The organism is Streptomyces sp. NPDC050211 (genome assembly GCF_040656035.1).
GTDB lineage: Bacteria > Actinomycetota > Actinomycetes > Streptomycetales > Streptomycetaceae > Streptomyces.
Map to the genome: position 1 here is coordinate 19559 of NZ_JBFALC010000064.1, position 22963 is coordinate 42521.

Annotated in this window: 20 protein-coding genes and 2 pseudogenes; 12 read left to right on the forward strand and 10 right to left on the reverse strand. The window is 67.3% G+C overall.

The window, feature by feature from the left end:
* The first annotated feature begins 149 nt into the window (after positions 1 to 149).
* The 6 genes from AB0I98_RS40090 to AB0I98_RS40115 all read left to right on the forward strand — a co-directional run bounded on the left by AB0I98_RS40090 (position 150) and on the right by AB0I98_RS40115 (position 10258).
* Positions 150 to 5396 (forward strand): toxin glutamine deamidase domain-containing protein, encoded by a 5247-nt coding sequence (locus tag AB0I98_RS40090; RefSeq protein ID WP_362950511.1) that lies wholly within the window; start codon positions 150 to 152, stop codon positions 5394 to 5396.
* The gene (locus AB0I98_RS40095) at positions 5377 to 6228 is read left to right on the forward strand and encodes an immunity 49 family protein (protein WP_362950512.1); all 852 of its coding nucleotides are present in this window, start codon (positions 5377 to 5379) and stop codon (positions 6226 to 6228) included. Before AB0I98_RS40090 ends, AB0I98_RS40095 begins: the two co-directional genes overlap by 20 nt.
* Before the next feature lie 31 nt (positions 6229 to 6259).
* Positions 6260 to 7159, forward strand: coding sequence for an immunity 49 family protein (locus tag AB0I98_RS40100; protein ID WP_362950513.1), 900 nt, complete (start codon positions 6260 to 6262; stop codon positions 7157 to 7159).
* Positions 7149 to 7475, forward strand: a complete 327-nt coding sequence (locus AB0I98_RS40105; RefSeq protein WP_362950515.1) for a hypothetical protein — start codon at positions 7149 to 7151, stop codon at positions 7473 to 7475. Before AB0I98_RS40100 ends, AB0I98_RS40105 begins: the two co-directional genes overlap by 11 nt.
* A gap of 63 nt (positions 7476 to 7538) precedes the next feature.
* The gene (locus tag AB0I98_RS40110) at positions 7539 to 9425 is read left to right on the forward strand and encodes an ATP-binding protein (protein WP_362950516.1); all 1887 of its coding nucleotides are present in this window, start codon (positions 7539 to 7541) and stop codon (positions 9423 to 9425) included.
* 314 nt (positions 9426 to 9739) lie between these two features.
* Entirely contained in the window at positions 9740 to 10258 is a 519-nt protein-coding gene (locus AB0I98_RS40115) for a hypothetical protein (RefSeq protein ID WP_362950518.1), read from the forward strand.
* Positions 10259 to 10326: 68 nt separating this feature from the next.
* Here the strand turns inward: AB0I98_RS40115 and AB0I98_RS40120 are convergent, their stop codons facing one another.
* The 8 genes from AB0I98_RS40120 to AB0I98_RS40155 form a co-directional block, all read right to left on the reverse strand.
* On the reverse strand, positions 10327 to 10719 hold the full coding sequence (locus AB0I98_RS40120) for a hypothetical protein (RefSeq protein ID WP_362950519.1): 393 nt from the start codon (positions 10717 to 10719) through the stop codon (positions 10327 to 10329).
* 114 nt (positions 10720 to 10833) lie between these two features.
* Positions 10834 to 11382, reverse strand: a complete 549-nt coding sequence (locus AB0I98_RS40125) for a hypothetical protein (RefSeq protein WP_362950521.1) — start codon at positions 11380 to 11382, stop codon at positions 10834 to 10836.
* Between the two features lie 88 nt (positions 11383 to 11470).
* Positions 11471 to 12208, reverse strand: coding sequence for a hypothetical protein (locus tag AB0I98_RS40130; protein WP_362950522.1), 738 nt, complete (start codon positions 12206 to 12208; stop codon positions 11471 to 11473).
* Positions 12205 to 13473, reverse strand: coding sequence for a hypothetical protein (locus AB0I98_RS40135; RefSeq protein WP_362950524.1), 1269 nt, complete (start codon positions 13471 to 13473; stop codon positions 12205 to 12207). The genes AB0I98_RS40130 and AB0I98_RS40135 overlap by 4 nt, the downstream gene beginning before the upstream one ends.
* A 44-nt stretch (positions 13474 to 13517) precedes the next feature.
* Entirely contained in the window at positions 13518 to 13823 is a 306-nt protein-coding gene (locus AB0I98_RS40140; protein WP_362950525.1) for a hypothetical protein, read from the reverse strand.
* Positions 13824 to 14173: 350 nt separating this feature from the next.
* Complete coding sequence (locus AB0I98_RS40145) at positions 14174 to 14704, reverse strand: hypothetical protein (protein WP_362950526.1); 531 nt, start codon at positions 14702 to 14704, stop codon at positions 14174 to 14176.
* 29 nt (positions 14705 to 14733) lie between these two features.
* Positions 14734 to 15204 carry a hypothetical protein gene (locus tag AB0I98_RS40150; RefSeq protein ID WP_362950528.1) on the reverse strand — a complete coding sequence of 157 codons (471 nt, stop codon included), beginning with the start codon at positions 15202 to 15204 and terminating at the stop codon, positions 14734 to 14736.
* A 58-nt stretch (positions 15205 to 15262) separates the two neighbouring features.
* Positions 15263 to 16504 (reverse strand): alpha/beta hydrolase, encoded by a 1242-nt coding sequence (locus AB0I98_RS40155; protein WP_362950560.1) that lies wholly within the window; start codon positions 16502 to 16504, stop codon positions 15263 to 15265.
* Positions 16505 to 16812: 308 nt separating this feature from the next.
* Between AB0I98_RS40155 and AB0I98_RS40160 the strand changes: the two genes are divergently transcribed.
* Complete coding sequence (locus AB0I98_RS40160; RefSeq protein WP_362950563.1) at positions 16813 to 17088, forward strand: Imm51 family immunity protein; 276 nt, start codon at positions 16813 to 16815, stop codon at positions 17086 to 17088.
* A gap of 26 nt (positions 17089 to 17114) precedes the next feature.
* Here the strand turns inward: AB0I98_RS40160 and AB0I98_RS40165 are convergent.
* Positions 17115 to 18237 (reverse strand): annotated as a pseudogene (locus AB0I98_RS40165) (IS630 family transposase).
* Between the two features lie 445 nt (positions 18238 to 18682).
* Here AB0I98_RS40165 and AB0I98_RS40170 point away from each other — a divergent pair.
* A complete protein-coding gene (locus AB0I98_RS40170) occupies positions 18683 to 19168 on the forward strand; it encodes a hypothetical protein (RefSeq protein WP_362950530.1) in 486 nt (161 codons plus the stop codon).
* Between the two features lie 206 nt (positions 19169 to 19374).
* On the opposite strand, the gene AB0I98_RS40175 is transcribed toward AB0I98_RS40170, so the two are convergent.
* Entirely contained in the window at positions 19375 to 19653 is a 279-nt protein-coding gene (locus tag AB0I98_RS40175) for a hypothetical protein (protein WP_362950531.1), read from the reverse strand.
* 730 nt (positions 19654 to 20383) lie between these two features.
* Between AB0I98_RS40175 and AB0I98_RS40180 the strand changes: the two genes are divergently transcribed.
* The 4 genes and pseudogenes from AB0I98_RS40180 (at position 20384) to AB0I98_RS40195 (ending at position 22949) form a co-directional block, all read left to right on the forward strand.
* Complete coding sequence (locus AB0I98_RS40180) at positions 20384 to 21010, forward strand: hypothetical protein (protein ID WP_362950533.1); 627 nt, start codon at positions 20384 to 20386, stop codon at positions 21008 to 21010.
* A 64-nt stretch (positions 21011 to 21074) separates the two neighbouring features.
* Positions 21075 to 21167 (forward strand): annotated as a pseudogene (locus AB0I98_RS40185) (ATP-binding protein); the annotation flags it as partial.
* A gap of 211 nt (positions 21168 to 21378) precedes the next feature.
* A complete protein-coding gene (locus AB0I98_RS40190; RefSeq protein ID WP_362950535.1) occupies positions 21379 to 21708 on the forward strand; it encodes a hypothetical protein in 330 nt (109 codons plus the stop codon).
* Positions 21708 to 22949 (forward strand): putative T7SS-secreted protein, encoded by a 1242-nt coding sequence (locus AB0I98_RS40195; protein WP_362950537.1) that lies wholly within the window; start codon positions 21708 to 21710, stop codon positions 22947 to 22949. Before AB0I98_RS40190 ends, AB0I98_RS40195 begins: the two co-directional genes overlap by 1 nt.
* Positions 22950 to 22963: the final 14 nt, after the last annotated feature.

The following is a 22963-nucleotide window of genomic DNA, read 5'->3' on the forward strand; positions in this document are numbered from 1 at the left end:
GCAACAGATTTGTGACAGCAACCCTCTGAAGTTGCCTGCGGGTGAGTCCGTAAGCTGTGCGCACGGTGGTACAGCTGAGTGATTTCCCTTGATGAGTGAGGGAGTTGTACGGCCGTGTTGGTCCGACGGGGGTGCTTTCTGCTGTGTCGATGATGCTGCCGGACGAGCTCGAATGGGTTCTCCAGATGCTCGGCTTCAACTGGCCGACGGCTGACGAGGACAAGCTCAGGGACTCGGCCGCACTGTGGCGGAAGTTCGGCGACGACGTCACCGGACTCCACACGTCCGCGAACAGCGCCGCCCGTATGGTGACCGCCCACAACGCCGGCGAATCGATCGACAAGTTCTCCAAGACCTACAAGAAGTTCGACGGCGGAGACGGCTCCGACGGCTACCTCGCGAACGCCGCGCAGGCCGCCCACATCATCGCGAACGTGATGGAGGCCTGCGCCTACCTGGTCGAGTTCGCCAAATGGGCGGTGATCGCCCAGCTGATCGCCCTCGCCATCCAGATCGCCGCCGCCGCGGCCGCCGCACCCTTCACCTTCGGTCTGTCCTCGGTCGCGGGAATGGGCGCCACCGCGGCCGCCCGCCTGATCGTCCGGCGCCTCCTTGACGAGCTGAAACAGGCGTTGCTCGAGGCGATCATCGAGGCGATGAAGGAGCCGGCGATCTCGGCGATCGAGGCGATCATCTCCGACCTCATCCGCCAGACGGTGAACGTCGGTTTCGGCGCCCAGCAGGGTTTCGACCTCGCCCACACCATGAAGACCGGCGGCGCGGCAGGCCTGGAGGCCCTCAAGCAGTCACCGCAGACGCTGGCCGAGGGGGTGCGCGACAGCCTGGGGAAGAAGGCGGGGGATCGCGTGCATCACGCGGTGGACAGCCGGATTGACGGGTATGACGGGCCCTCCGTCGGGACGCCGGGGAGCAATGGGGACGGGGGCATTGGGGACGGGGGCCGTGACGGCGGCGACGGGAGCGGTGACTCCCGGAGCGGTGACTCCGGCTCGGGGAGCTCCGACTCCTCCTCGGATTCCAGCTCGTCGGGGTCGGACCCGTCCACTTCTACGCGTACGAGCACTGGTAGTGGTCCGGGTGTGAACATCGGCGGTGGGATATCCGCGGATGCCGGTGGGGCGGGCATCGGTGCACCGGATGTGGGTGCCGGTCCCGGCTCCGGTTCCGGTCAGAGCCCGGCTTCCTCGGACTCGCCGTACTCGAGGCCGGCCCCATCCCTGTCAGGGCCGTCCCTGTCGGACTTCGACGACCCCACGCCCGGCGGAACCTCGCCCAGCACCGGGGACAACAGCGGTCCCTCCAGCAGTCCAAGCACATCAAGCCCGTCCGGCACCAGCGGCGGGCCCTCGGTCTCCGGCCTCTCCTCACCGACCCCGCAGTCCGCACCCACCCCCACATCGTCCGGCGGAGCGTCGTCCTCGTCGGGGGGCGGCGCGATCGGCACCCAGATCGACAGCCTGGCCACCAGCGTCCCCACCCAGTCCAACGCGGCGCCGACGCCGACGACGGCCGACTCGTCTCCCGCGGGGTCGGGGGGTCGTACGGATGGCAGCTCGGCCGTTCCGACGTCGCCGGTGGCGTCGTCCACGGCGGGTGGTACGGCGGGTTCGCAGCACACCGGGAGTACGTCCGGCAGCACGCCCTCCGCGACCAGCCCGACCCCCAACTCGGGTGCGGCGAGGAACCCTTCCGCCAGTACGCCGGGTACGCCGTCCCCCGTGGGAACCGGACCTGCGTCGACGCCGAACCCGACGTCTCCTACGACGCCGCGGAGTACGCCGACGCCGACGTCGGACGGTCGCATTCCTGGTACGGCGGACGGTCGCAATCCCGGTACGGCCGACGGTCGCAACCCCGGTGCTTCGGATGGTCGTAGCCCTGGCACGCCGGATGGTCGAACGCCGGGCCAGCGGACGCCTGGGACGCTTCCGGGCGACGGCACGCCGCCGCGGAGCGGTCCTGGTACGACGCCGGGGGACCGTACTCCGCCACGTGACTCGTCCGGTACGACGCCGGGGGACCGCACGCCTCCCCGAAACAGTCCGGACCCGTCCGGCGGCACTCGTACTCCCATACCGGGGCAGAACCCGGGCTCGACGAGTACGGCCGGCCCGAACCAGACCCCGGCCCAGTCGACTCCGCCCAGGACCGCGTCGCCGTCCACGAGCAGCACCTCGGCTACGACGCCGTCGACACCGAGCGGCGACACCCCGGGTTCTTCAACGCGGTCCAGCCCCGCCACCAGCACGAGCACCCCTGGCACGACTGGTACGACCGCCACACCCAGCACGCCCGGCAACCAGCACCAGCCGGGCGCTGGCGCCACTCCCACCAGGCCTCCCCAGCAGCCGGCGGGCAGCCCGCCGCCCAATACCCCCAACACCCCGCAGCAGCCGACCGCGCCGCCCCACACGCCGCCGCAGAACACGCCGCCCAACCCGCAGCATCAGCAGCAGCAACAGGTGACCGCGGTCCCGATCCACACCGTCGTCACCACTCCAGGTTCTTCGACGCCGCCGCCACAAGCGACCCCGGCCACGCCGCAGCCGCCCGGCTCACCGCAGGCCGACCCCGGAACCGGCAAGGACCAGCAACACGCCCAGCAGGACAGCCTGGACGACATCCGCGCCGACCTGGACCACTATCCGGGAGGCCTGTCCGAGCCCGACCCCGACGACCAGCAGGCGCTGGCCGACGCGGTCCCGCACAACGAGGACGGCACCCCGGAACGGTTCCCCGACCCCTTCGGCCCCTGGACCCAGCTCCAGAACGACGGCGGCAACGAAGTCCCCGGCCGCAGCAACAACTGTGCCGACTGCTCCCGCTCCTTCCTGGAGACCTGGTACGGCGACCCCCAGGTCTCAGCTCCTCGCACCCTCGACACCGACGAACACGGCAACCCCGACCCCTGGTCCCCCGAGGACAACGCGAACGCCAACCAGATCCGCTGGACGGGCGCCGCACACACCTACGCCGGCCCCGGCAACGACCCCGACACCGCCAACAGGATCGCCTCGGTCCTCCAGCAGGCGGGCCCCGGCTCAGCGGCCATCGTCCAGGTCGACTGGCCCGGCGGAGGCGGCCACGCCTTCAACGCCGTCAACCACAACGGCAACATCATCTGGATCGACACCCAGAGCGGAGAGGTCAGCCACGACCCCCTCCACCTCGACAACGCCGCACACGTCTGGCACATCCCACTGGACGCCGACCGGAACCCGATCGACCTCACGCAGCCCGCCGCGGAGGATTCCGAGAGCCAGAGCGACGGGTCGCAGAACCAGCAGGACGACGGGTCCCAACCGGAGAAGTCCGAGACCTCCGACAGCAACGGGCAGCCGGAGAACGACGTCTCGGGCGACACCGCGAAGCAGGACGACGACACCGAAGCGGGAGCCCCCTCCCCTACTCAGGCGAACCCGGCGACCCCGGCGACCCCGGACGTATCCAACGACGCGGACTCCGCACAGCCGTCGACTCGTGACCCGAACACGTCACCGGACCCGACGCAATCCACGCAGCACCCGACGAACGGCGAACCTGCGAACGAGAACGGCCGGCCCGAGAGCGAGAGCAGCAAGCCGACCGAGCCAGACAACAGGCCTGACGGCCAGAAGCCGCCCCAGGACACCCCGAACGACCCCACGACCAGCCGGGACACACCCCAGCAGACCACCACGCCATCGGACCCGCGTACGTCCGTCCCACACCAGCAGACCGCGGACCCGCGCACAACCGACCCGCGCACTGCAGATCCCCGCACCACCGACCCGCGCACCACGGATCCGCGCACGTCCGACCCCAGCACGTCTGACTCCCGCAAGTCCGACCACCCCCGCTCATCGGACCCCCATCGGGACACACCGACGCAGCAGAAGCCGGCGACCAACGAGGAGCGCCCGGACGGTCGGCACCCGAGCACCCCGCCGCATCCGGACCAGACGCACCCCGATCATGCCGATGATCCGCGGTCGGACACACCCGACCGCGACCGACCCGAGACCCCGGACCCGACCCGCCCCGACGACCTGAATCAGCAGTCGGCCGACAACCGCAGTGACCGCAGCGACGACCGCCCGAGCGACATGACCAAGGACTCCGCGGTCCCCACGCGCGAGAGCCTGCCGGACGGTAGGAACGCCGATGCGGCCAACTACATCAAGGACTCCAGCGCCGGCAAGAAGCCGCTGTACGGGGACATCACGGCCGAGAATCCGACGCAGAGCTCCCGGCCGACGAGCCCGGAGCGCCCCTCTGGCCCTGCGGAGCCGACGGGCAGCACCTCCGACCCCAACGACCAGGCAAGCCGCCGCCAGCGCGATCTGGACATGCTCGCGCGCGCCAATTCAAAGGATCCAAAGGACAAGGCCTGGTTCGAGAAGTACTACTACCCGAAGAGCGGCTACCGGCGGAGCGTGACAGCACCCGCCGAGGACGGCCGTCCCGTCCCCCAGCTGCATCCCACGAACAATCCCAACACTCCCTGGATGCTGGCCAATGACACACCGGACGCCGATCCGGAGACCTACATCGACGAGGGCGAGCACAAGGGTCAGCGCGAAGAGAAGATCTCCGAGAAGAACTTGGAGCTGCTCGACAAGTACGCCAAGGCTCGCGAGGACGCCATCAAGGCGGACCGGCAGCCGCATGTGGACCGGCTGGCGGCCAAGGAGGCCTACGAGGCGAACAAAACTCCCGAGAATCTGAAGAAGTTCCAGGAAGCCGACGCGAAGCACAGCCCCCTCCACGGAAAGATGACGCGGGCAAGCGAGGACTACGGCGAGGCCGTCGCCGAGTTCCACGTGATGCCCCAGCATTTCGAGGACTACAACCGCGTCGACGATCGGGCCATGGGCAACAACCGGTTCGACCAGATCTGGATGGATCCGAGCAAGAACCCACCCGAGTTCGTCGTCGTGGAGGCCAAGGGCTCAACGAACGCCGAACTCGGCGAACGGCGAGGGCTCCCGCCGGAGCAAAGCCCGGACACGACGGCTTCACCGGGCGACCCCAGCCAAGATCACGGTGACGGTGCGCAGAACGAGGATCAGGCCGGCCAGGACGAGGCGACGCCTGCCGTGCCGAGGGTACGGCAGGGCACTCGCGCGTACTTTGAGACGATCCTGCATGAGATGCAGAGCCGAGCACGCCGGAACGCACTCAGGGCCAAGACGGACGACGAACTGGCAGCCGCCCAAGCAGAGCAGGCACTGGCAGACGCCCTCGACTTGGCTCTGAAGGCGGATCCGCCACGAGTCAAGTACATACTCGTCAAGGGAAACTCCTCCGGTGGTCAGCACCAAGGCTACGAGATGAAGCAGTTCGACATCAGAACGCAGGCGGAGAAGGAAAACGATGCAGATCCCACGGCATGAATTTCCGACGCGGAATGTTGCGTCGGTACTGGAATCCGACGCCAAACGTTTCTGGCGCAATGTTGAAGCCCTGCAGGACGAACCCTCGTGGTTCTCGAACACCCTGGCTGCCGCCATCCAGACCCTCGGCCTGCGTTGCGCGGTGGACCCCGAGGCCGACAAGCTCGAGACCTGGGAAGCCTGCGTCACCGCCATGCAGGTCGGCTCCGCCCTCTTCGAGTCGGCCCGGGCGACAACCGACACCATCGAATGCCGCATCGATCACAAGATGCGGACTATCCGCGCCGGCGCCCTGCCCCGCGCCCACGCCGGCAACTGGCTCAACGCCTTCTGGCTCGCCTGCGTCTGCCGCGAGAAGAAGCGCATGACGGAACTGTGCCATTTCCCGGTCGCACAGCTGCGGCAAGCCGACGGAGTATTCGACGAGTACATCTACCGCTGGGTGGAAGCGCTGCAGGCGTACTGGCTCAAGCGCCCTGAGTTCGGCGACAAGTTGGTGGCCGCGGTGGACGGGACAGACCCTGGCGCCCTGCGGCATGCCCCGCGCGACGGCGTCCTCCAGATCATGTATCCCCCCATGAACCTCCTGACCCAATTGGCACGCGGCGACCAGGACAAATTCAACACCGAACTGGCCAAAGCCGTGGAATGGCACAAGGACTACTGGACTCGCAACGAAGACCGCGAGCTGGAAACCCAGGGCCTCGTCGCTCTTGGCCCCCTGGCCGTCACCTGCCTCGCCGTCCAGGCCGGCTTCACCATCACCGTCGAATCCGAATACCTCCCCAAGCACCTCATCGCCGGCGCATGGGTCAACGAATTCCCCACCTGACCGCCGACAAGGAGTACGGGTAAGGAGATCGATGCGGATTCCGCGACATGAGTTCCCGACGCGAAACACCGTCAGGATCCTTGAGACCCACACCAAGGACTTCTGGGACGATGTTGAAGGCCTGCAGAAGCAACCGTCGTGGTTCTCGAACGTTCTGGCCGACGCGATCGAGTTCCTCGGCCTGCGCTGCACACTGGACCCGGAGGCGGACAAGCTGGAGACGTGGGAAGCCTGCGTCACCGCCATGCAGGTCGGCTCCGCCCTCTTCGCATCAGCCCAGGCCACGACCGGCAGCATCGAGTACCGCATCGGTCACGAGATGCACACCATCCGCGCCGGCGCCCTGCCCCGCGCCCACGCCGGCAACTGGCTCAACGCCTTCTGGCTCGCCTGCGTCTGCCGCGAGAAGAAGCGCATCACCGAACTGTGCCAGTTCCCCGCCTCACGCCTCCGGCAGGCCGACGGAGTCCTCGACGAATACATCTACAACTGGGTCGAAGCCCTCCAGGCCTACTGGCTCAAGCAACCCGAATTCGGCGACAAACTCGTAGCCGCAGTAGAAGGAACCGACCCCGCCAACCTGCGGCACGCCCCACGCGACGGTGTCCTCCAGATCATGTACCCCCCGATGAACCTCCTCACCCAGCTCGCCCGAGGCGACCAGGACAAGTTCAACACCGAACTCGCCAAAGCCCTGGAATGGCACAAGGACTACTGGACCCACAACGAAGACCGCGCACTGGACACCGAAGGCCTCGTAGCTCTGGGCCCGCTGGGCGTCTGCTGCCTCGCCGTCCAGGCCGGCTTCACCATCACCGTCGAATCCGAATACCTCCCCAAGCACCTCCTCGAAGGCGCCTGGCTCAACGAAGTCCCACCTAGTCCACAGCCAGACATCCCAGCCAACAGAAAAGCAGCACATGTCACCTGACACCCCCGCCCCAGCACCACAGAGCCCTCCGACCACCCCCGACCAAGCCCTCGAAATCGTCCGCGCCCGCTACGCCCACCCCAAACTCCCCGACGGCACCCCCGCCGAACTGAACGTCCACGAATTCGACATCGGCTACCTGGTCTTCGCGGTCTTCCCGCCCAGCGTCGACGCATCCGGTCGACCACAGCCCGCCCCACCCGGCGGAGCCAAGATCGTGGTGTCGAAGGAGACCGGCGAAACCGTCACCGTCCCCAACTACCCGATCGAACAGGCCATCGCGCTGTACCGGAAGAACCGCGCGCGCAACACGTAGACGGTGGGCCGGCCCCACGCAGCACCGCTCTGTACCCCGACCACCCCACCAGGACTGACACTCATGACCGACGACGCAACCGATGGCTTCGCACCGCACCCCTACATAGGCGGCCGCACCGCAGTGCTACGTGCCCTCGCCGCCTGGCGGGCGGAGAGGCCCGGTACCCCGCGCGTCCTGGTCCTGACGGGAAACCCTGGCAGTGGTCGATCGCATCTGATCACCGGGTTCCTGATGCTCTGCGACCCGGAGTACCGCAAGCGGCTGCCCCTGGACGACCTCGACCCGTCGACCGTACCGCCCGAACTGCCCACCCCCGCCGTGCCGGGAGCAGCCGGGATGACCGCAGCCCAGGTCCTCTGGCTCCTCGCCGGTCATTTCGGCCTGGAGGCCGACGAGGCAGCGGACGTATTCACCGAGCTGGCCACCCTCCCGGCCCCGGTGACCGTGGTCGTACCGGACGTCGACCGGGCCGGACCGGTACGTACGGCGGCAGAACCGGCCCGACTCACGCGCGAGGTACTCAAGCCTCTCGCAGCCATCGAGACGGTCCACCTGCTCACGGAGATGCCTCGCGGGCTCGCGGAGGAATTCGCAGCGGACCTCCCTGTCGGCACCGTACAAGTCATCGATCTCGATGCACCGCAGTGGGCAGACCCGCAGGGTCTGGCACTGCAAGCCGAGGCACTGCTCAACCCCCAACTCGGCGCCGCGGAGCTGCCATTCACTACCGACGCCTCGACCCGACGCTCTCTCGCCGAGGCGATCGGCCGCCAAGCCGGGACCAGTCCGCTCACCGTGGAACTGGCCGTGCAGAGCATCCTGTCGAGCCCGGAGACCTTCGCCCCGCACGACGAGACCCTGCTCCCCTCGTCCATCGGCCAGGCACTCGACCTGCACACCCGCCGCCTCCAAGCCGACCCACAGACGCTACGTCACCTCCTGGCGCCCCTGGCCCTCGCGGAGGGCGACGGTCTACCCGCCGAGCTCTGGCCGCACCTCGTCAACGCCCTGGCGGGCAAGGACATGAGTGGAGTCATCGCGGGCGGCAGCGCGCTGACGGAACCGTTCGTCCGGTCACTTCAGCGCGACGGGGACGACGGCCCGCAGACGCTTCTCCGTCTGCTGCACCCGGCCATCGCTGACGAGATCCGCGCTGGCCTGCCGAACGTCCGCGCCGCTCAGACCCAGTTCGCGATGGCCCTGCTGGAGGCCGTGCCGGAGCAGGATTGGAGCAAGGCGGATTCGTACGTACGTGACCACATAGCGAGCCACACCCTGGAAGCAGGCCTGCTGCCCCAACTCCTCACGGACCCGGGGCTGTTCGTGCACGCCGACCCGGTGCCACTTCGCGCCGCCATCGAAGCCGTCCCGACCGAGGAACTCGGCGCACCGGCCCGGACGTACCTCCGTACGGCCCCCCTGCTGACCCGCACCCAGGCACCCGCCGTGCAGCGCGCCGCCCTGCTGGAGACCGCGTTCGTGGAGGACGGCCTGCCCGAGTACGCAGACGCCATACGGCGCCTCGGCCTCAACCTGCCCTGGCAGACGCTGTGGAACCTGCCCGTCCCCGGCATCAGCGCCGTGACGGTCGGCAGCCTGCCTCGCCCTGAGCGGCCGGCCACTCCTGTCGCCGTTCTCGAGGTACCCGCGGGCACGCCCGGCGAGGGGTCCCGTCCCGGGGTGCTCGTCCAGGGTCTCGTACAGCCTGATCACCTCGGCGACACCGACCCCGAACAGGTCTTGCCTCTCTCCGAGGAGGAGCGGGCCGCCACCCCGCTGGAACTGACCCGCGGCGCCGACCACGTACGGGTCTGGGACCGCGCAAGCGGGGACGTCGTGGCCACGCTGCTGTCCGACACACCCGTCACCGCCGCAGATCTCTCCCCCGACGGCATCCTCGTCGTCGCCACCGAACGCGGGGCGAGGGCCCTTCGCATCCTGCGGTAGCCGCCTCTCGGCGCCCTTCACGCGGCCCGCTCGGGCTCCGACCTCCCCCTCCTGATCTCACTGATAACTTTCTGTCTCTACGTGTTCACTCCGGGGGAAACCGATGAGCCCAGCCGCCGTTCCAACCGCCACCGCAGCCACCACTGCCGCCGCAGCAACCACAGCAGCCCGCCTACAACCCGTACAACCAGCCCGCCCCGCCGCAGCAGCAGTCACAGTCACCGGGGTTCGGACCGCCGCCTGCCCCTGGGCAGCCCCCGGCACCGGCGTACCCGGGAATGCCGCCTGCCGCCCCGGGGCAGCCGATGCACCCGATGCACGCCGCACCGCCGCCGTTCCAGGCGCCCCCCTTCGGGCAACAGCCGAACGCCGGTGGTCATCCGGTCGGCGCGGTCTTCCTCGGCCTCTTCGCCTCGGTCATCGTCTCGCTGCTCTACAGCGGTCTGATGCTGGCGACGTACAAGGACCAGTCGCTCACCACCGCCCACACCCTCTACTTGGCCCACGCGCTGGTCAACGGAGCGATCGTCGGCTGCCTGGTCGGCTCGGTGGCTCACCGCAGCGCCGGCGCCCATGTCGGTGGGGCCGTCATCGCCGCGCTCGGTGCCTTCTTCGGCTTCACCAACACCGTCCCGCTCATCATCGCCGAGAGCCAATCCCCCAGCGCCATCGGCGACATGATGGAGGCCGACCCCTTCCTCCCGGCCAAGGCCTGGTGGAACAACGAGTTCGACGGCGGAGTCGACTGGTTCTCCCTGCTCGGCCTCCTGCTCGCCGCAGCCGCCGCGTGGGGCCTCGCCTACCTGATCGGCAACAGGCGCCGCCGGCTGTGACGCTCGTCAGGCGCCGGGTGCCCGGGTCCCGGGTTGACGACTGGTCGTAAGTTCCAAGTCGGCCCGCCTCAGCGGAAAGCGGGACTGTCGCCGACACCCGCCAACGCCACCCCAATACAGGTGACCATCATCGCCCAGCGCGTGTGGCCGCTCCGGGCCAGCACAAAACCCCAGCCGCCACAGGCCATACCCACGGCATACGTGGCGACCCAGACCCCCAACGCATCGCCCTGACCAAGGCGTACGACCATCAGCACAAGGCAGGCAACGGCCACCACCCCGGCGAACACCGCGTACAACCCACGCGCCTGCCGCGCATCCCGCCGCCGCTCCTCCACAAGCCCCGGCTGCCCCTGAGCCTGAAACTGCTCCCGCAGCTCGTCCGCGCTCACCCCGGACGACAGCGGCCCCCCACCCGTCCCGTCCGGCCCGTTCGCCACCTCGTCACCATGCCTTGTCATGGCAACCGAGCCTATCGCTCGACGACGACCCGCAAGCGCTCAGCACGGACGCGAGCGCCCTGCCATGCCGGCACCAACTCACTTGGGGCGACCGTCGGTTGTACTCGGGCCGCGTCAGTCGGCGACACGCGCACCGATCGCGCGGGCGCGGTCGCGGGCTTCGGGGCTGAGGCCTTTGCGGCGGGGGGAGGTGCGGTGGTCGTACGCGGTGGGCTGGGCGACGTAGCTCAATGTCTTCGGCCCAGGCCTGGCAACGACGCAAGCGAAGCGCGGGTCTCCCGCGTACCACAACTCGTCGTCAAACCCCTTGCGGACGACCCGGTCCCAGATTCGGAACATCCCCCCATGCTCTTCAGGTGACTCCGTCTTCTCGGGCTGGTCCGGGTTCGGCAGGACGAACACTGCTCTCACCCCCCTGGACCGTCGCCGATCAGCGTGGACTCCGTCGGGCTGCTGCCGCCAGGGATAGACCTTGAGGATCCGGTACATGCGCCAGAGCTTGAACAGCCCATACATCTGGGCACCCACGAGGTAAGCGATCACCACCAGAGGCAAGGCAGCCACGGCTGCCACGACCCCCGAAAAGACCGCGATCACCACACCGTAGAGCCAGGCCAGCCACACCGCCGTCCAACCGAGCATCTTGCCCAGAAGCCGTGCCACCCAGCGGCACAATGCGGCTCGAGTGCCGGGCGTCTCCCAGGCGACAGGGCCGTCGAAGCCCCCTGCGTTCTTGCTCAATCTCATGCGATCACCCAAAGTCGGCGGCAATGTCGTCCTTGACGGTGCTGCCCCCGTCGGCCCCTTCGCCCCGAGCGGCGCGCTCGATCTCGGGCATGGGGTCCTGGAAGGCCACAGTGTGCGCAATGCTTTCCATCAAGTCGCGGTAGTGCCTGCGGGAGTTCACGGCCACCGTGCTCAGTGTCAGCACAGCGAGCTGCGCGCCTGACGGAGCCGGAACGTAGAGGTTGCACTGATAGAGCTCCTGCGCAGCCATTCCGGTTACAGCGGGCGTGGTGACCAGAGTGTCGGACATTGAGCCTGGACGGCCCCCCGGCAACGTCAACAGCCCGACATTCTCCGGGCATTCACGCAACGAAACCGCCCGAACGGCCGTGAGTTTGGGCGGGGCCCATTCGATGTCCTTCAGCGCCACGGTGATGACCGAGGCCGCGGAAGAGCCGTCATCGGCGTAGTGCATGCCGAGCGAGCAGCCGATGATGCCTTCGGTTCGCATGTACCGCACCATGTGCCGCACGTCCTGAACCGTGCCGGCGTAGCGGTCGCGCTCCGCTTCGGGAGCACAGTCGGCGACGAGTGCCATGAGGTACTCGAGACGCGCCTCGTGCTCCGATCCCGGCTCCGCGTCAAGGGCGTCAAGCGGAATGTCGAAGTAGCCGCCGGGCAGCGCGTACCAGATCTTGGAACTCGGGTCCCGGGCCGAGTCGTCGATGAGCAGCCGCGGCGGCGGGGCGGATTCGTCAGTCATCGTGCCACCACCCTCAGGGTGTCCACAGCCGTGGACAGGGCACCGGGGCCGTCGAAGAGACCCCAGCGCGCGCCGTCGACCGCAGTGGTCGTGTTCTTCCCTGCGTCACTCTTCAGCGCGTCGATGTTGTCGGCGGCAAGTCCGAACCCGGATGTGGCGACACCGGCCACTGGCGAGAGGTAATCCATCCCCGCCCTGACAGCCTGGCTGCCGCCCGCAGCGTGAGCCACCCAGTCACCGACCGGGTTGAAGGCACCTGCAGTCGAGATCCGCGTGGCGGCAGTAAACGTGTTGTCCCCGAAGTGTTTGAAGAACTGCAGCGCTCCACCCGCGGCTTCGCCTCCGTGGATCGCCGATCTGATGGCACCATTGGCTCCGCGCGTGACCGCGCCGAGTCCCGGCACCGCGCCTGCCGCGTCACCCGCGAGGCCCACGGCGTTCTCCCAGAAGTCGGCGTCGAACTCGCCCTTCGTGAAGCCGTCCGCGAGGGAAGCCCGCACCTCGGGCTTGGCGAGCCGGGACGCCATGGTGGCGAGACTCGCTCCGGCCGCCACGAGCAGCATCGCGACCCCGAACGGCCCCGTGCACAGCAGCGCCAGCAACCCCGCAATCGCAGCCACCACACTGAGGATGTTCGTGAGGTTGTCCCCGATCCAGCTGAGCGCCTTACTCAGCCACCCCGGCTCCTCGGGCGCCAGATCCTTCGTGGAATCCTTCAGCTTCTTCGCGAGATCCCGCGCCTCCGCCTCATGCGTCCCCTCCAGCTCGCGCGCCTTGCGCATCACCCCGTCCAGCGCGCCCTGCGCGTTGTTTACGGCGGTGACGGCGTCGTTGAGCCGGGCCTGGGCGGCGTTTAACCGGGCCTGCGCGGACTTGAGTTCGGGGCCCTCCTGGAAGGTCTGCCCGGCGAGCTTCAGGTCGGGGTTCTGCTGGGCCGTCTGGTGCTGGGAGTTGGCCGTCTTCAGGTCGCCCTTGTGGTCGGCCGCCTCGACGTCGTACTTCTGCGCCAGCTCCCTGCGGCTGCTCAGCCCGCCGTGCCAGGCACCGAGGTGACCGGCGGCCAGCGTCAGCGACTTGTGCGCGTCCTTCATGTACTTCGGCAGGTCACCGTCGAGAGCCTCACGGAAGCCGACGGCGGCGTCACCCTCCCAAAAGCTGGACTCACCGAGCAGCTTGTCGATCTTCTGGTACGCCGTCTGCAGCGCGTTCGCCGAATTGACGAGCTGCGTACGGAGCTTCTCGACCTCGCCAGGCTCTCCCGGCACGGGGTTCCACCCGAGGTGCACATACGGATTCTGTGCCACCGCAATCACTTGCCCGCAGCCGCGGCCCGCTTGAAGCTCTCCTCCAGGGAGGTCTCCACTTCGCGGTAGCTGTCCGTGTTCTTCTTAAGGCCCTCGGTGAGCTTGCCGATACGCTCCTTGATCTGCTCGTTGCCGTACTTCCAGCGCTCCTGGAACGCGTCACACGCCTCATCCAGCTCCGGTGTCCCGATCTGGTCCGCCCGCACATGCTGCAGCGCGCTCCGCACCTGCTCCAGGGAGTCATGGGCTCCCTGGAGATCCTTGGTGAAAGTGGCGAGCTGATCAATATCAGTCCTGAAGTGGTCCCCCACGCAGGGCCTCCCCGTTCGCACATCGGCGGTCGCATCGGCAAACGACCACAGCAATTGGACGGGGCGATGATGCCATAGGGCAACAAACAGACAGCCAGACCATACGAAACCTCCACGCCGGCCATCTCCAGCCCCCACGTGGTCCCTGGTCCCTACTGGTACCGGCCGTGTTGGCCACCTCGGCGGATCTGCCGCCACCTGGGGCCGTCCACGTCCACTCGCATGTGCGGCCCCGCGACTCTGCTGCTCCTATCGGTGCTGCAGGTGAGGTGCGCGACCGGGTGGGAGAGCTCGCCCTGGCCGGGCCTTCGCGTCGTGTGCCTCCGCCCAGTCGTCCCGGACGTGGCTGTTCAGCCGAAGTCGTTCGTGCCGGGCGTGGGACGGGTGCCGATGGTCTCGTCGTACGTCGGCATTGTGGTGCCGTACGAGGTACGCGGGTCCGGTGCTCCGCCGCCGGAGGGCCGACCGCCGGGGTCGAAGCCCGGGGCGCTGCCCGGGTGCCCGACGGGATGGCGCTCGCCCCCGCTCGGACGCAGCACCGCGGGCATCTCACCGGGGGTGGCCTGCGTCGCGGTGTCCGTGCCGGTCTTCTCGAAGTCCTGGGAAACCCGCTCGTCGTTCCACTCATGACCGTCCGCCGACGACCTGAGGTTGACCCCGCCGACTTGGATGCGGGCGTGCAGCCCGTCGAGCGCGGGCTTCCAGCTGGCGGCGATCTCCGTCAGGGCGGGCCCGATCGACCAACCGGTGAGCGAACCGCCCGTGGTCCGGGCCTCCTTGACCGCCTTGTCGGCAGGGCCCTTCATCGTTCGGGCTATGTCGTCGCAGGCTCCGGCTGAGGCGCGTAGTTCGGCCGGGGCGACATCGGTGCGCTGGGACACGTCCGGTTCCTATTCCGTGTGTCGGCGATTCAGAACTGCTGCTGCTTGGCGCCGGGCGGGAGCATGCAGGGGGTGCGGACCGAGAAGGAGAGGCGTTGCGGCTTCGTCTTGCCGGAACCGACGGTCTCGGCCGTGACCCGATAGGAGTTCTTCTTGTTGTTGGCCCTGAACACCGCGGATTCATAGGCGTCCTTGAACTCCCGGTATCCCGTGACCTCGTAGCCTTGCCCTGGCAATTCCTGGCGGAGGGTCCGCACGACGCGTGTGTGCTCTGTCACGGGGGCCGGCGAGCGGATGTAGTAAAAGAGGCTGTACCGGCCGTCCTCGGCGACCTCGTCGTTCTCCCCGATACACGCCTCGAAGTTCACCTCGGCCGTCGAGGGGATGAGCTCGACATCGGTGAGCCGAGCCATGTACGCGGTGTAGTCCTTGGCCCATTTCAGCGCCGCGTCCTTTTCCATCCGGGGCAGCGGGGCATTCGGGTTGTCGCCTTCGGACATACAGCCTCCAGTCAGGAGCAGGGCTACGAAAACAGCCAGTACCGTGCGGAGAAGGGAGTTACAGACCGGGGACGATGTAGGCCTCCGGCGGCGGGTCGCCGCCCTTCTTGGGAGCCTCCGTGGGTGGCCTGCCCGCGATGACTGCTCCTTGGTTGTCGAGAGATTCACTGCCCTTGTCCCAATAGCCGCTGTGCCCGTGGGTGTCGACTTCGAAATTGTTACCACCAAAGCTTCCAAGCATCGGGTCGGGGCCGAGGGTGTAGCCCGAGGCGTGGTTGATGACCGCATCGTCCTCCGCCCCGCCGATCCACATGTGTTCCGGATCCATCTGCAGATCCTGCGCATTGGCCACCGTCATCCCTGGGCTTCCGACCACCACGACGTCGTCCGCGCCCAGACCGGAGCCCCCTGAAGCGGCGGCGCCGACCACCGTGGAGCCGTAACTATGGCCCATGACGGTGGTGTGACTCGGCGACCCGTCGTGCGAGGCCTGCGTGCCCGCCACGAACTGACGCAGGTCCGGCGCTGCGTCCTCGGCCCGCCCGGTCCCGCCGACGCTGTTGAAGTCGGTCGTGGAAGCCTCGGGGGCGTCGTAGCCGAGCCAGGTGATCATCGCCACACTCTCGCCATCGGACCGGTCCCCCGCCGCCGACTGCAACTTGCCGATGCGCTCGATCTGGCCGGGTACGGCGTCCATGTTCGTGTTGGTACCCGGCACCAGGATCCCGGTGTGCGCGGCGGTGTCCGGGTTGCCCATGGCGATGATGGCCCGGCCGTCGTCCTTGGAGTCGTAGCCGAGGAGGTACAACTCCTTGCCCGTCGGTGCGCCGTCCCGGGCCTCGAGCTTGTCGTTGAGCAACTGGAGGTTGTTCAGGCGCCTGTTGACCGTCTCATCGCTCTCGCCCGGGAACCCGTCGTCGTAGTTGCCCTCCTGGAGCAGATTGAGCTCCTGGGCGAGGGCCGTCCGATTGGCGTCATCGCGTACGTCCGTCGGCAGGCCGTCGGCAGCGCCGATCTCCTTCGGATAGAGCGTGGTGTAGGCCTGACGCTCCTCAGGGCTGAGGGCCTTCCACCACTCGGCAGCGGCTTTGGGGTCGTTCTCAGGGACCTGCGGGGGCTGCTCACCCAGGGCCTTCATCGCGTTCTTGACGTCCTGGGCGGATTCCGCTGCCGCGTCATGGTTGAACGGGTCGGTGAGGATGTCGCCGTTCAGCTCCGCCAGGGCTTTCGCACCGTCGTTACTGGCCTTGTGCGCGGCGGTCAGTGCCTCGTCGATGGCCGCGCGGTGCTCCGCGCGCAAGGCGCCGCGCTCCTCAGCGGAGATCGAGCCGGCCCGACGGGTGACCGCACGGGAGGAGTTGGCCGAGGCCGTCGCCGTGTCCGCGGCCGAGTCAACTGCCGTGACAGGCACCGAGGCAGAGCAAGAAGCGGCGCCGTCGACTGCGCATAGAGGCCGCGTCGGCGAAGGTCGAGGGGTGGACCTAGTGCTGTGACCAGGAAGGTTCGCCGGGTGGGGGTGCGGCCAAGGCTGGGCCAGCTGGGCACTGGGCATGGGAAGATCGCGCCGTGACTCTCACCCTGCATGACTTTGACGGCGAACACTCGCTGATGCTCGCTGCCGGTGACCTGGCCGCCGATGCTGCAGTAGTTGCCGCCGGACACGAGCCGAATGGGTACTTCTGGGAGGGCCTTGTGCAGTTCGCCTGGCCGGTTCTCGCTGAGCGCCTCGATTTCGACAGCGAGGGTGGCATGTTCTGTGCGCTCGGGAGCCTGGATGACCTCACGCAGCTCAAGGCTGCCCTTGAGCCCGTGATCTCGAATTCCAGCGCAGTTCGCGAGATTGTTGCCCGTGCCGAGACGGCAGGCTTTGAGTTCGACGACTAGCGCTGTGACCAGCAGGTCTTCCGGGTTCAGGCCGCAAGCTGGAGAGGTCTGCCGCCCCAGCGGATGTGTTTCTCGCTGCGGATCCGTGCGCGCTCTCGTCGTTGGGCGGCGAGGACGTCGGGGTGGCGGGCGTTCTGGTTGCGCCAGCGCAGGTAGGCGTGCATGGCCCGCGTCTGGACGGTGTGGTTGGAGTGGTTCGAATTGGCGAGGGTGAACTGCCGCAGGGGGGCCGAAGTGGGCCTCGATCGGGTTGGCCCAGGACGCGTAGGTCGGGGTGAAACAGAGCTCGACTCTGTTCCGGGCGGCCCAGCGGCGGATCCGCCAGTTCAAGTGCGCGGACAGGTTGTCGAGGATCACGTAGATCGGGGCGCCGTCCGGGCGGGCCGCGCGGATCGACCGCAGTGCCGCCCAGGTGTGGTCGATGCCCTTGCGCCGGCGGACCACGCCCCACAGCTGATCGTCGCCGACCGAGTAGCAACCGTGGAAGTAGGTGATGCCGTGGGTGCAGCGGTAGGTCGCCGGCAGCCGGTCTGGGCTCCCCTTCAGAGCCCAGCACAATCCCGCAGTCGGGCGGATGCCGAGCGGCCCGAACTCGTCCAGGGCGAACGTCCGGTCCGGCCGCTCGGTAAGGGCGAATTCGATCCGGTCCAGCTTGGTGTCGAAGTCCGGGTCCGGGGACTCCTTCCAGGTTTTCGTGCGCGGGAAGGAGATCCCTCGGCGGAGCAGGAGGCAGCGCAGGGCCTCCCGGCCGATCCTCACCGGGCGGGCAATGTTGCGCTGCAGGTGGTCGGCGAGCTTGCGGATCGACCAGCGGGTGAAGGGCTTGCCCAGTGCGGTGGGCCGGGTGGTGGCCGCCTCGACGACGAAGTTCTCGTCCTCAATGCTCAGCAGGCGGGGACGGCCTCCCGCCCACCGAGGGTCCAGACAGGCCAGCCCCACCTCGTTGAACCGGTGGATCACATTCCGGACGGTGTCCTCGTCGGCCTGGACCAGTTGTGCAATCGCCGGGACCGGGGTGCCGCCCGACGAGGCCAGCAGCATCATCGCCCGCCGGAACCGCACCGAACTGGTGCTTCCCCGCCGAACGATCCGCTGCAGCGTCTGCCCCTCCTGCTCGGTCAGTCGGCGAACCCTCACCGGTGATGCCATACCGGCCCCCTGCCACACGCCGCCCTGACATCCAGCACAACGAGCTGCCCGGCAAAGGTTTCCGGTCACACCACTAGCTCGTCTTTCCGGGCGCGATCACCGAGTTTCCGCTGGTCGGGGATAGGAGCGGTCCCCTGTTGCCAGACCGCCGGCAGAAGGCTGGTCTTGCCCATCGGCGCCTGCGCCCTCCGTGGCCGCCGTTTGGTCGTCGTCGACGGCCCGTCAATCACCCATGTACTGGCGGCAGTTGCCGCAGGGCGTACTGGGCAGCCTGCGCTGATTCATGGGGCAACCGTTAATGATCGTTCATCTCCACTTCGCCTCTTGTTGAGCTTTTTGCCGCTAGCGTCTGCCCAGCACTAAGAATGACGATCTAAAAGACGACAAGAATCGGCAACGGGTGACGGGCAATCGGCATCCACGGTTTCGAATAATTGGAGAAGACATGAAGCTGATTCGCCTGCCGTTCATCCTCGCTGTCGCACTGGCGGCCCTGCTGGGCACTCTCGCGTCGCCTGCCTCGGCGACGGAACGCACCTGTTTCGGGAATACGGGAAACTTCAGCGATCGGTATTGGCTCTCGATGGCCCACTGGGAATATGGCCAGGGCGCGAAAGAGTGCTTCGGCGTCTCACCGTCGGGCACCATCTGGCACACGTGGGAAAGCACCGACAAATGGCACGAGATGCCGGGCAATGGCCGCGCAGAGGAGATCTGGAACCTCTATGACGTGCTCAACTCATCCCAAACGTCTTGGATAGGAAAGGCCGTAAAGGTCCGCACCGAGGCAGACAATTACTACTGCAGCTACCTTGACTACGCGACCAACACCTGGGGTGGCTGGTATGCGTCGAGTTCGAGCTCTACCGCGAAATGTACATCGTACCCGAACTCCTACGGAATTGAGACGAAATCATACTTCATTGAGTAGCCGCGCTTCACGGGCCGCTGCCTCGCGAGAGGTGGCGGTCCTGTCATGTGTGACCGCGATCGACCGCACAAGTGACTCCCGTTCGACGAACACCCCTCAAGATCGAAAAGGCAACAGCTTCTTGGGGGGCCTCCGTCTCTATTCAGGTGAGCAGAGCAGACCTTCCCAGGCAGGCACGCTGTCGCGGCAGAGATTCGTGGATCTGCCTACATACGCTCAACCGCGGCCTTGGCCTCGACCAGATCCGCCCCCGTGACATCACGGTAGAGCTTGATCGCCTGGATCTTCTTCCCCTTCCTCACGAGGGCGCTGACCTCGTCCAGTTCCGCTGGCCCCGGATCGTGCACGCCCAGTTGTTCAAGGAGCAGATCAACCTTCCGCTCCAGGTGGGCAGTTCTCCGGTCAATGCGACGGACTCTGATCTCGACGGTGCCCCATAGCGCGACAGCGCCAAGGAAGAGGCACAAGAGCACGGTATTGTCCATGGGCCGCAACCCTAGCCGTTTGGCCCACGTCGCTAGCGATCACGGGAACGCTTGCTGTCGCATCGCGCAAGCCACTACGCGTTCGCGGGACCACTCAACTGACAGGCCAGTTCCTACTCACCATGGTGTGCGAGCCCGTGCACTGGATCGTGCGCGGCGCTCTCGCTGGCACTCGCGGCTTGGAAGTTCCCGCACTCGGAGATCCCCGTGCGCACGTACCGTGCGGTGGGCGCAGGCTATATGGCAAAGCGCCCGGGCGAGTACGGCTGGCAGCCGCGGGATCCGGCGTTCCAGAGGCCGTTGACCGCGCTGAAGCTGAGCCGCATGCAACTAGTGCAGGCACCCGCTTGACCACCTGCGGGAACAGGCGGGGGGAAGAAGCCCGAGCAACGGCCTCGACTACAGCGCTCGGCCCGCCCTGTGCACACAGCCCCCCGTCGGGTCGCTCGACGTCTGCTGGATATCTTGTTGCAACAGCTAATGACTGCGCCACGTGAGACAGGGGGATGCCGGCGCCATGGAAGCGGGCTTCAAGGTAGACATATCCGAGTTGGACACGCTGGTCAGGGAACTTCCCCAGGAGTCAGGACGAGATGCGCTCGGCGCTGAACGCACTGCGTGACACCGGCCCGAACCACGGGGAGCAAAGAACTCGACAACGCCTGCGACGAGTTCCACGACAGCTGGGACGACGCGATGTGTCGATTTTGAATCAGGACGAAGCCACCACATGGACAACCCGACCCAGCCACCTGACGTTGCGCAGGTGCTGAAGCACAACCGCACCCAGCTGTACCAGCACATCGCCACACGCCTGACGCTCGCCGTGGCCCTGTTCGCGATGCCGTACGCGGCTCACCTGGTCGGCTATGACGCCGCCCTCCCCGCGTTCGGCATCCCAGCCGCTCTGTTCGTGCTGATCTTCCTGGCACTGCGACTGCGCCACGGGTCACGGCTCAAGGCGTGCGAAAAGGTGCTGCGTACCTACCCCCTGGAGTACCGCACCCGGGTGGTGAAGAAGGGCTCCGAGTGGAAGTACCTCGGAAATGTGCACACCTTGCGGCTGACGGTACGCGGGCAGAACGGCGCCCCAACTCTGCGTGCGCTCAACGCCGCGACAGTGCGCCGCTGGCCGAAGGAGGCCGAGAAGGGCGGCGCCTGGTTCGCCGGTGACCCCGCCTTCGGCGGCGTCGTGATCGTGCCGGCGAGCAACGACATGCTCTTCGTGCAGCCAGCGGACTGGGCAAAGTACGAGCAGGAGCGCGCTCAGGCCGAAGCGCACCGCAGGGGCCTCGCCGAACAGGCCGGTATCTCAAGGCTCTTGGAGAAGGAACCCAACATCATGGTCGGCGGATGAAGCGCGTATTCGGCTGAGTATCCGGCCGCGTCATCCTCGCCCTTGTCACATCAAGCCGCGCAGGGAGACGCAGCGCCTCGCACTGGTCCGCGCCTGCGCCGACGTATGGGGGTGGCAGCCGCTGGCCAGAAACGGCAATCGGGGCAAGTACGTGTGATGCGAGCTTGTTGCTGCGTAAACCTCGCGGAACCCCCATGCCACATACAGGTGATGAAGCCGTGGCGCTCATGTGGCGAATCCCCGCAGGGCCGAGGGGACTCGGCACGGAACGCCTAGTCAGTGCATATATGGTGCCGCGAGGGCCGGGATGATCAGCTGAGTCACCTGGACCCGATGCATCCAGAACCGAACGGGGAGCAACCGGGCCCATGGGGGACCACTTCAAGACGGACATCGGGCAACTCGAACAGTTCCTGACGAATCTGGAGAGATGCGTCGATCAGCTGAACGAGGCACGGTCCGCCCTCGACCACGTGCGTGCCGACCAGATCGGCACCGCCCGGCTCGACGAGGCGTGTGACAAGTTCCAGGACGAGTGGAAGTACGGGTCCGACAGGACCAAGGAACTGATCGACGAGATCAAAGACGGCGTGAAGGCCAACAAGAAGGGCTACGAAGAGGTCGAGGAGGCCCTGGAGAAGGCCCTCAAGCAGATCGCGGACAAGAGCACCTCCGGCGGTAACGGGGGCGGCAAGTAGTGGCCACGAACCCGTACCCTCACATCGGCTTCAACCCCGTACCGGGCATCCCCGCCGAGGTCTCGAAGCTGCAACAGAAGGCAGCCGCCGCCGCGACGGCGCTCGAGAACACGCACCGGCAGCTGACCAAGCTCACCGCCGAGAGCAGCTACTGGGAGGGCGACGCGGCGGAGCAGTTCCGCGAGAACCTCGAGGGCGACCTGTCGAAGTACATCAAGAAAGCCGCCTCGGCGCTGCGTTCGGCCGCGACCCAACTGCACAAGTGGGACGGCCAGTTGACCTCCAACCGAGGGCTGGCGAAGAAGTACGACGAGGAGGCGGCCGAGAAGAAGGCGGCGGCCGACAAGGCCAAGAATGCGTACGACCAGGCCGCCCAGCACCCGGACCTCAAGCTAGCCAACCAGACCTTCCCCTCGCAGGAGGAGGCCGACAACGCGACCGCGCGGCTGCGCTCCGCCGAGCGGGACCTGAACGAGGCGAGCACGGCCCTCGCCAAGGCCAACACCGAGTACGAGTCACTCAGCGGCAAGATCAAAGAGCTGGAGTCCGAGCACTCCCACGAAGCCGAGATCATCGCCAAGGCGCTGGAAGCCACGGCGGAGAAGGCCCCCGACAAGGGCTTCTGGGAGAGCGTCGGCGACATCCTCCTGTCGGTCGGCGCATTCCTGGCGGAACACGCGGGCACCATCGGTGCCATTGCCGGTCTGCTCGCTCTTTTCCCCGTCCTGACCCCGATCATGGCGCCCATCGCACTTGTGGCGAGCGCGGTGTCGATGGGCAAGAACCTCTTGGACGCGAAGTTCAGAAGCGATTTGCTCGGTGGCGGCAGCAACATGGACCAGTTCGCCGCCGTAGCATCCCTGGCCGGTGATGCGATCGGCATTATTCCGGGCGCCAAGGCGTTGGGTGTTGCCGCGAAGGAGGGCTTCGAAGGCGCGGCCGACGGGGCCTCGCTCCTGGGGAAAGTCGGGGCTGGTGTGAAGGGCGGGGTCCTCGGGGTCGGCCGCTCGGCGGCGGCTGATGCCACCGACGCATGGCGAGCTGCCGGGGCCGATGCCATGGGCTCGCTGAAGCTGATGGCGGACATCAAGGTCAACGGCCTGAACGTCGCTGCGAACTCCATTTCCTCCGCGGAGAGTTTTGGCGCCGTGGACGATGACGGCACCGAGCACAACACGGCCGAGAGTACGAAGGCCGCCGCGACAGCACACGGCATCGGCGGATTGCTGGGAATCTGGTGACCAATCGCGGCGAG

Excerpts from the sequence above, each read along its gene's own strand:
- AB0I98_RS40090 (WP_362950511.1), top strand. The coding sequence starts at position 150 with ATGATGCTGCCGGACGAGCTCGAATGGGTTCTCCAGATGCTCGGCTTC.
- AB0I98_RS40095 (WP_362950512.1), top strand. The coding sequence starts at position 5,377 with ATGCAGATCCCACGGCATGAATTTCCGACGCGGAATGTTGCGTCGGTA.
- AB0I98_RS40100 (WP_362950513.1), top strand. The coding sequence starts at position 6,260 with ATGCGGATTCCGCGACATGAGTTCCCGACGCGAAACACCGTCAGGATC.
- AB0I98_RS40105 (WP_362950515.1), top strand. The coding sequence starts at position 7,149 with ATGTCACCTGACACCCCCGCCCCAGCACCACAGAGCCCTCCGACCACC.
- AB0I98_RS40110 (WP_362950516.1), top strand. The coding sequence starts at position 7,539 with ATGACCGACGACGCAACCGATGGCTTCGCACCGCACCCCTACATAGGC.
- AB0I98_RS40115 (WP_362950518.1), top strand. The coding sequence starts at position 9,740 with ATGCACGCCGCACCGCCGCCGTTCCAGGCGCCCCCCTTCGGGCAACAG.
- AB0I98_RS40120 (WP_362950519.1), bottom strand. The coding sequence starts at position 10,719 with ATGACAAGGCATGGTGACGAGGTGGCGAACGGGCCGGACGGGACGGGT.
- AB0I98_RS40130 (WP_362950522.1), bottom strand. The coding sequence starts at position 12,208 with ATGACTGACGAATCCGCCCCGCCGCCGCGGCTGCTCATCGACGACTCG.
- AB0I98_RS40150 (WP_362950528.1), bottom strand. The coding sequence starts at position 15,204 with ATGTCCGAAGGCGACAACCCGAATGCCCCGCTGCCCCGGATGGAAAAG.
- AB0I98_RS40160 (WP_362950563.1), top strand. The coding sequence starts at position 16,813 with ATGCTCGCTGCCGGTGACCTGGCCGCCGATGCTGCAGTAGTTGCCGCC.
- AB0I98_RS40170 (WP_362950530.1), top strand. The coding sequence starts at position 18,683 with ATGAAGCTGATTCGCCTGCCGTTCATCCTCGCTGTCGCACTGGCGGCC.
- AB0I98_RS40175 (WP_362950531.1), bottom strand. The coding sequence starts at position 19,653 with ATGGACAATACCGTGCTCTTGTGCCTCTTCCTTGGCGCTGTCGCGCTA.
- AB0I98_RS40180 (WP_362950533.1), top strand. The coding sequence starts at position 20,384 with ATGGACAACCCGACCCAGCCACCTGACGTTGCGCAGGTGCTGAAGCAC.
- AB0I98_RS40190 (WP_362950535.1), top strand. The coding sequence starts at position 21,379 with ATGGGGGACCACTTCAAGACGGACATCGGGCAACTCGAACAGTTCCTG.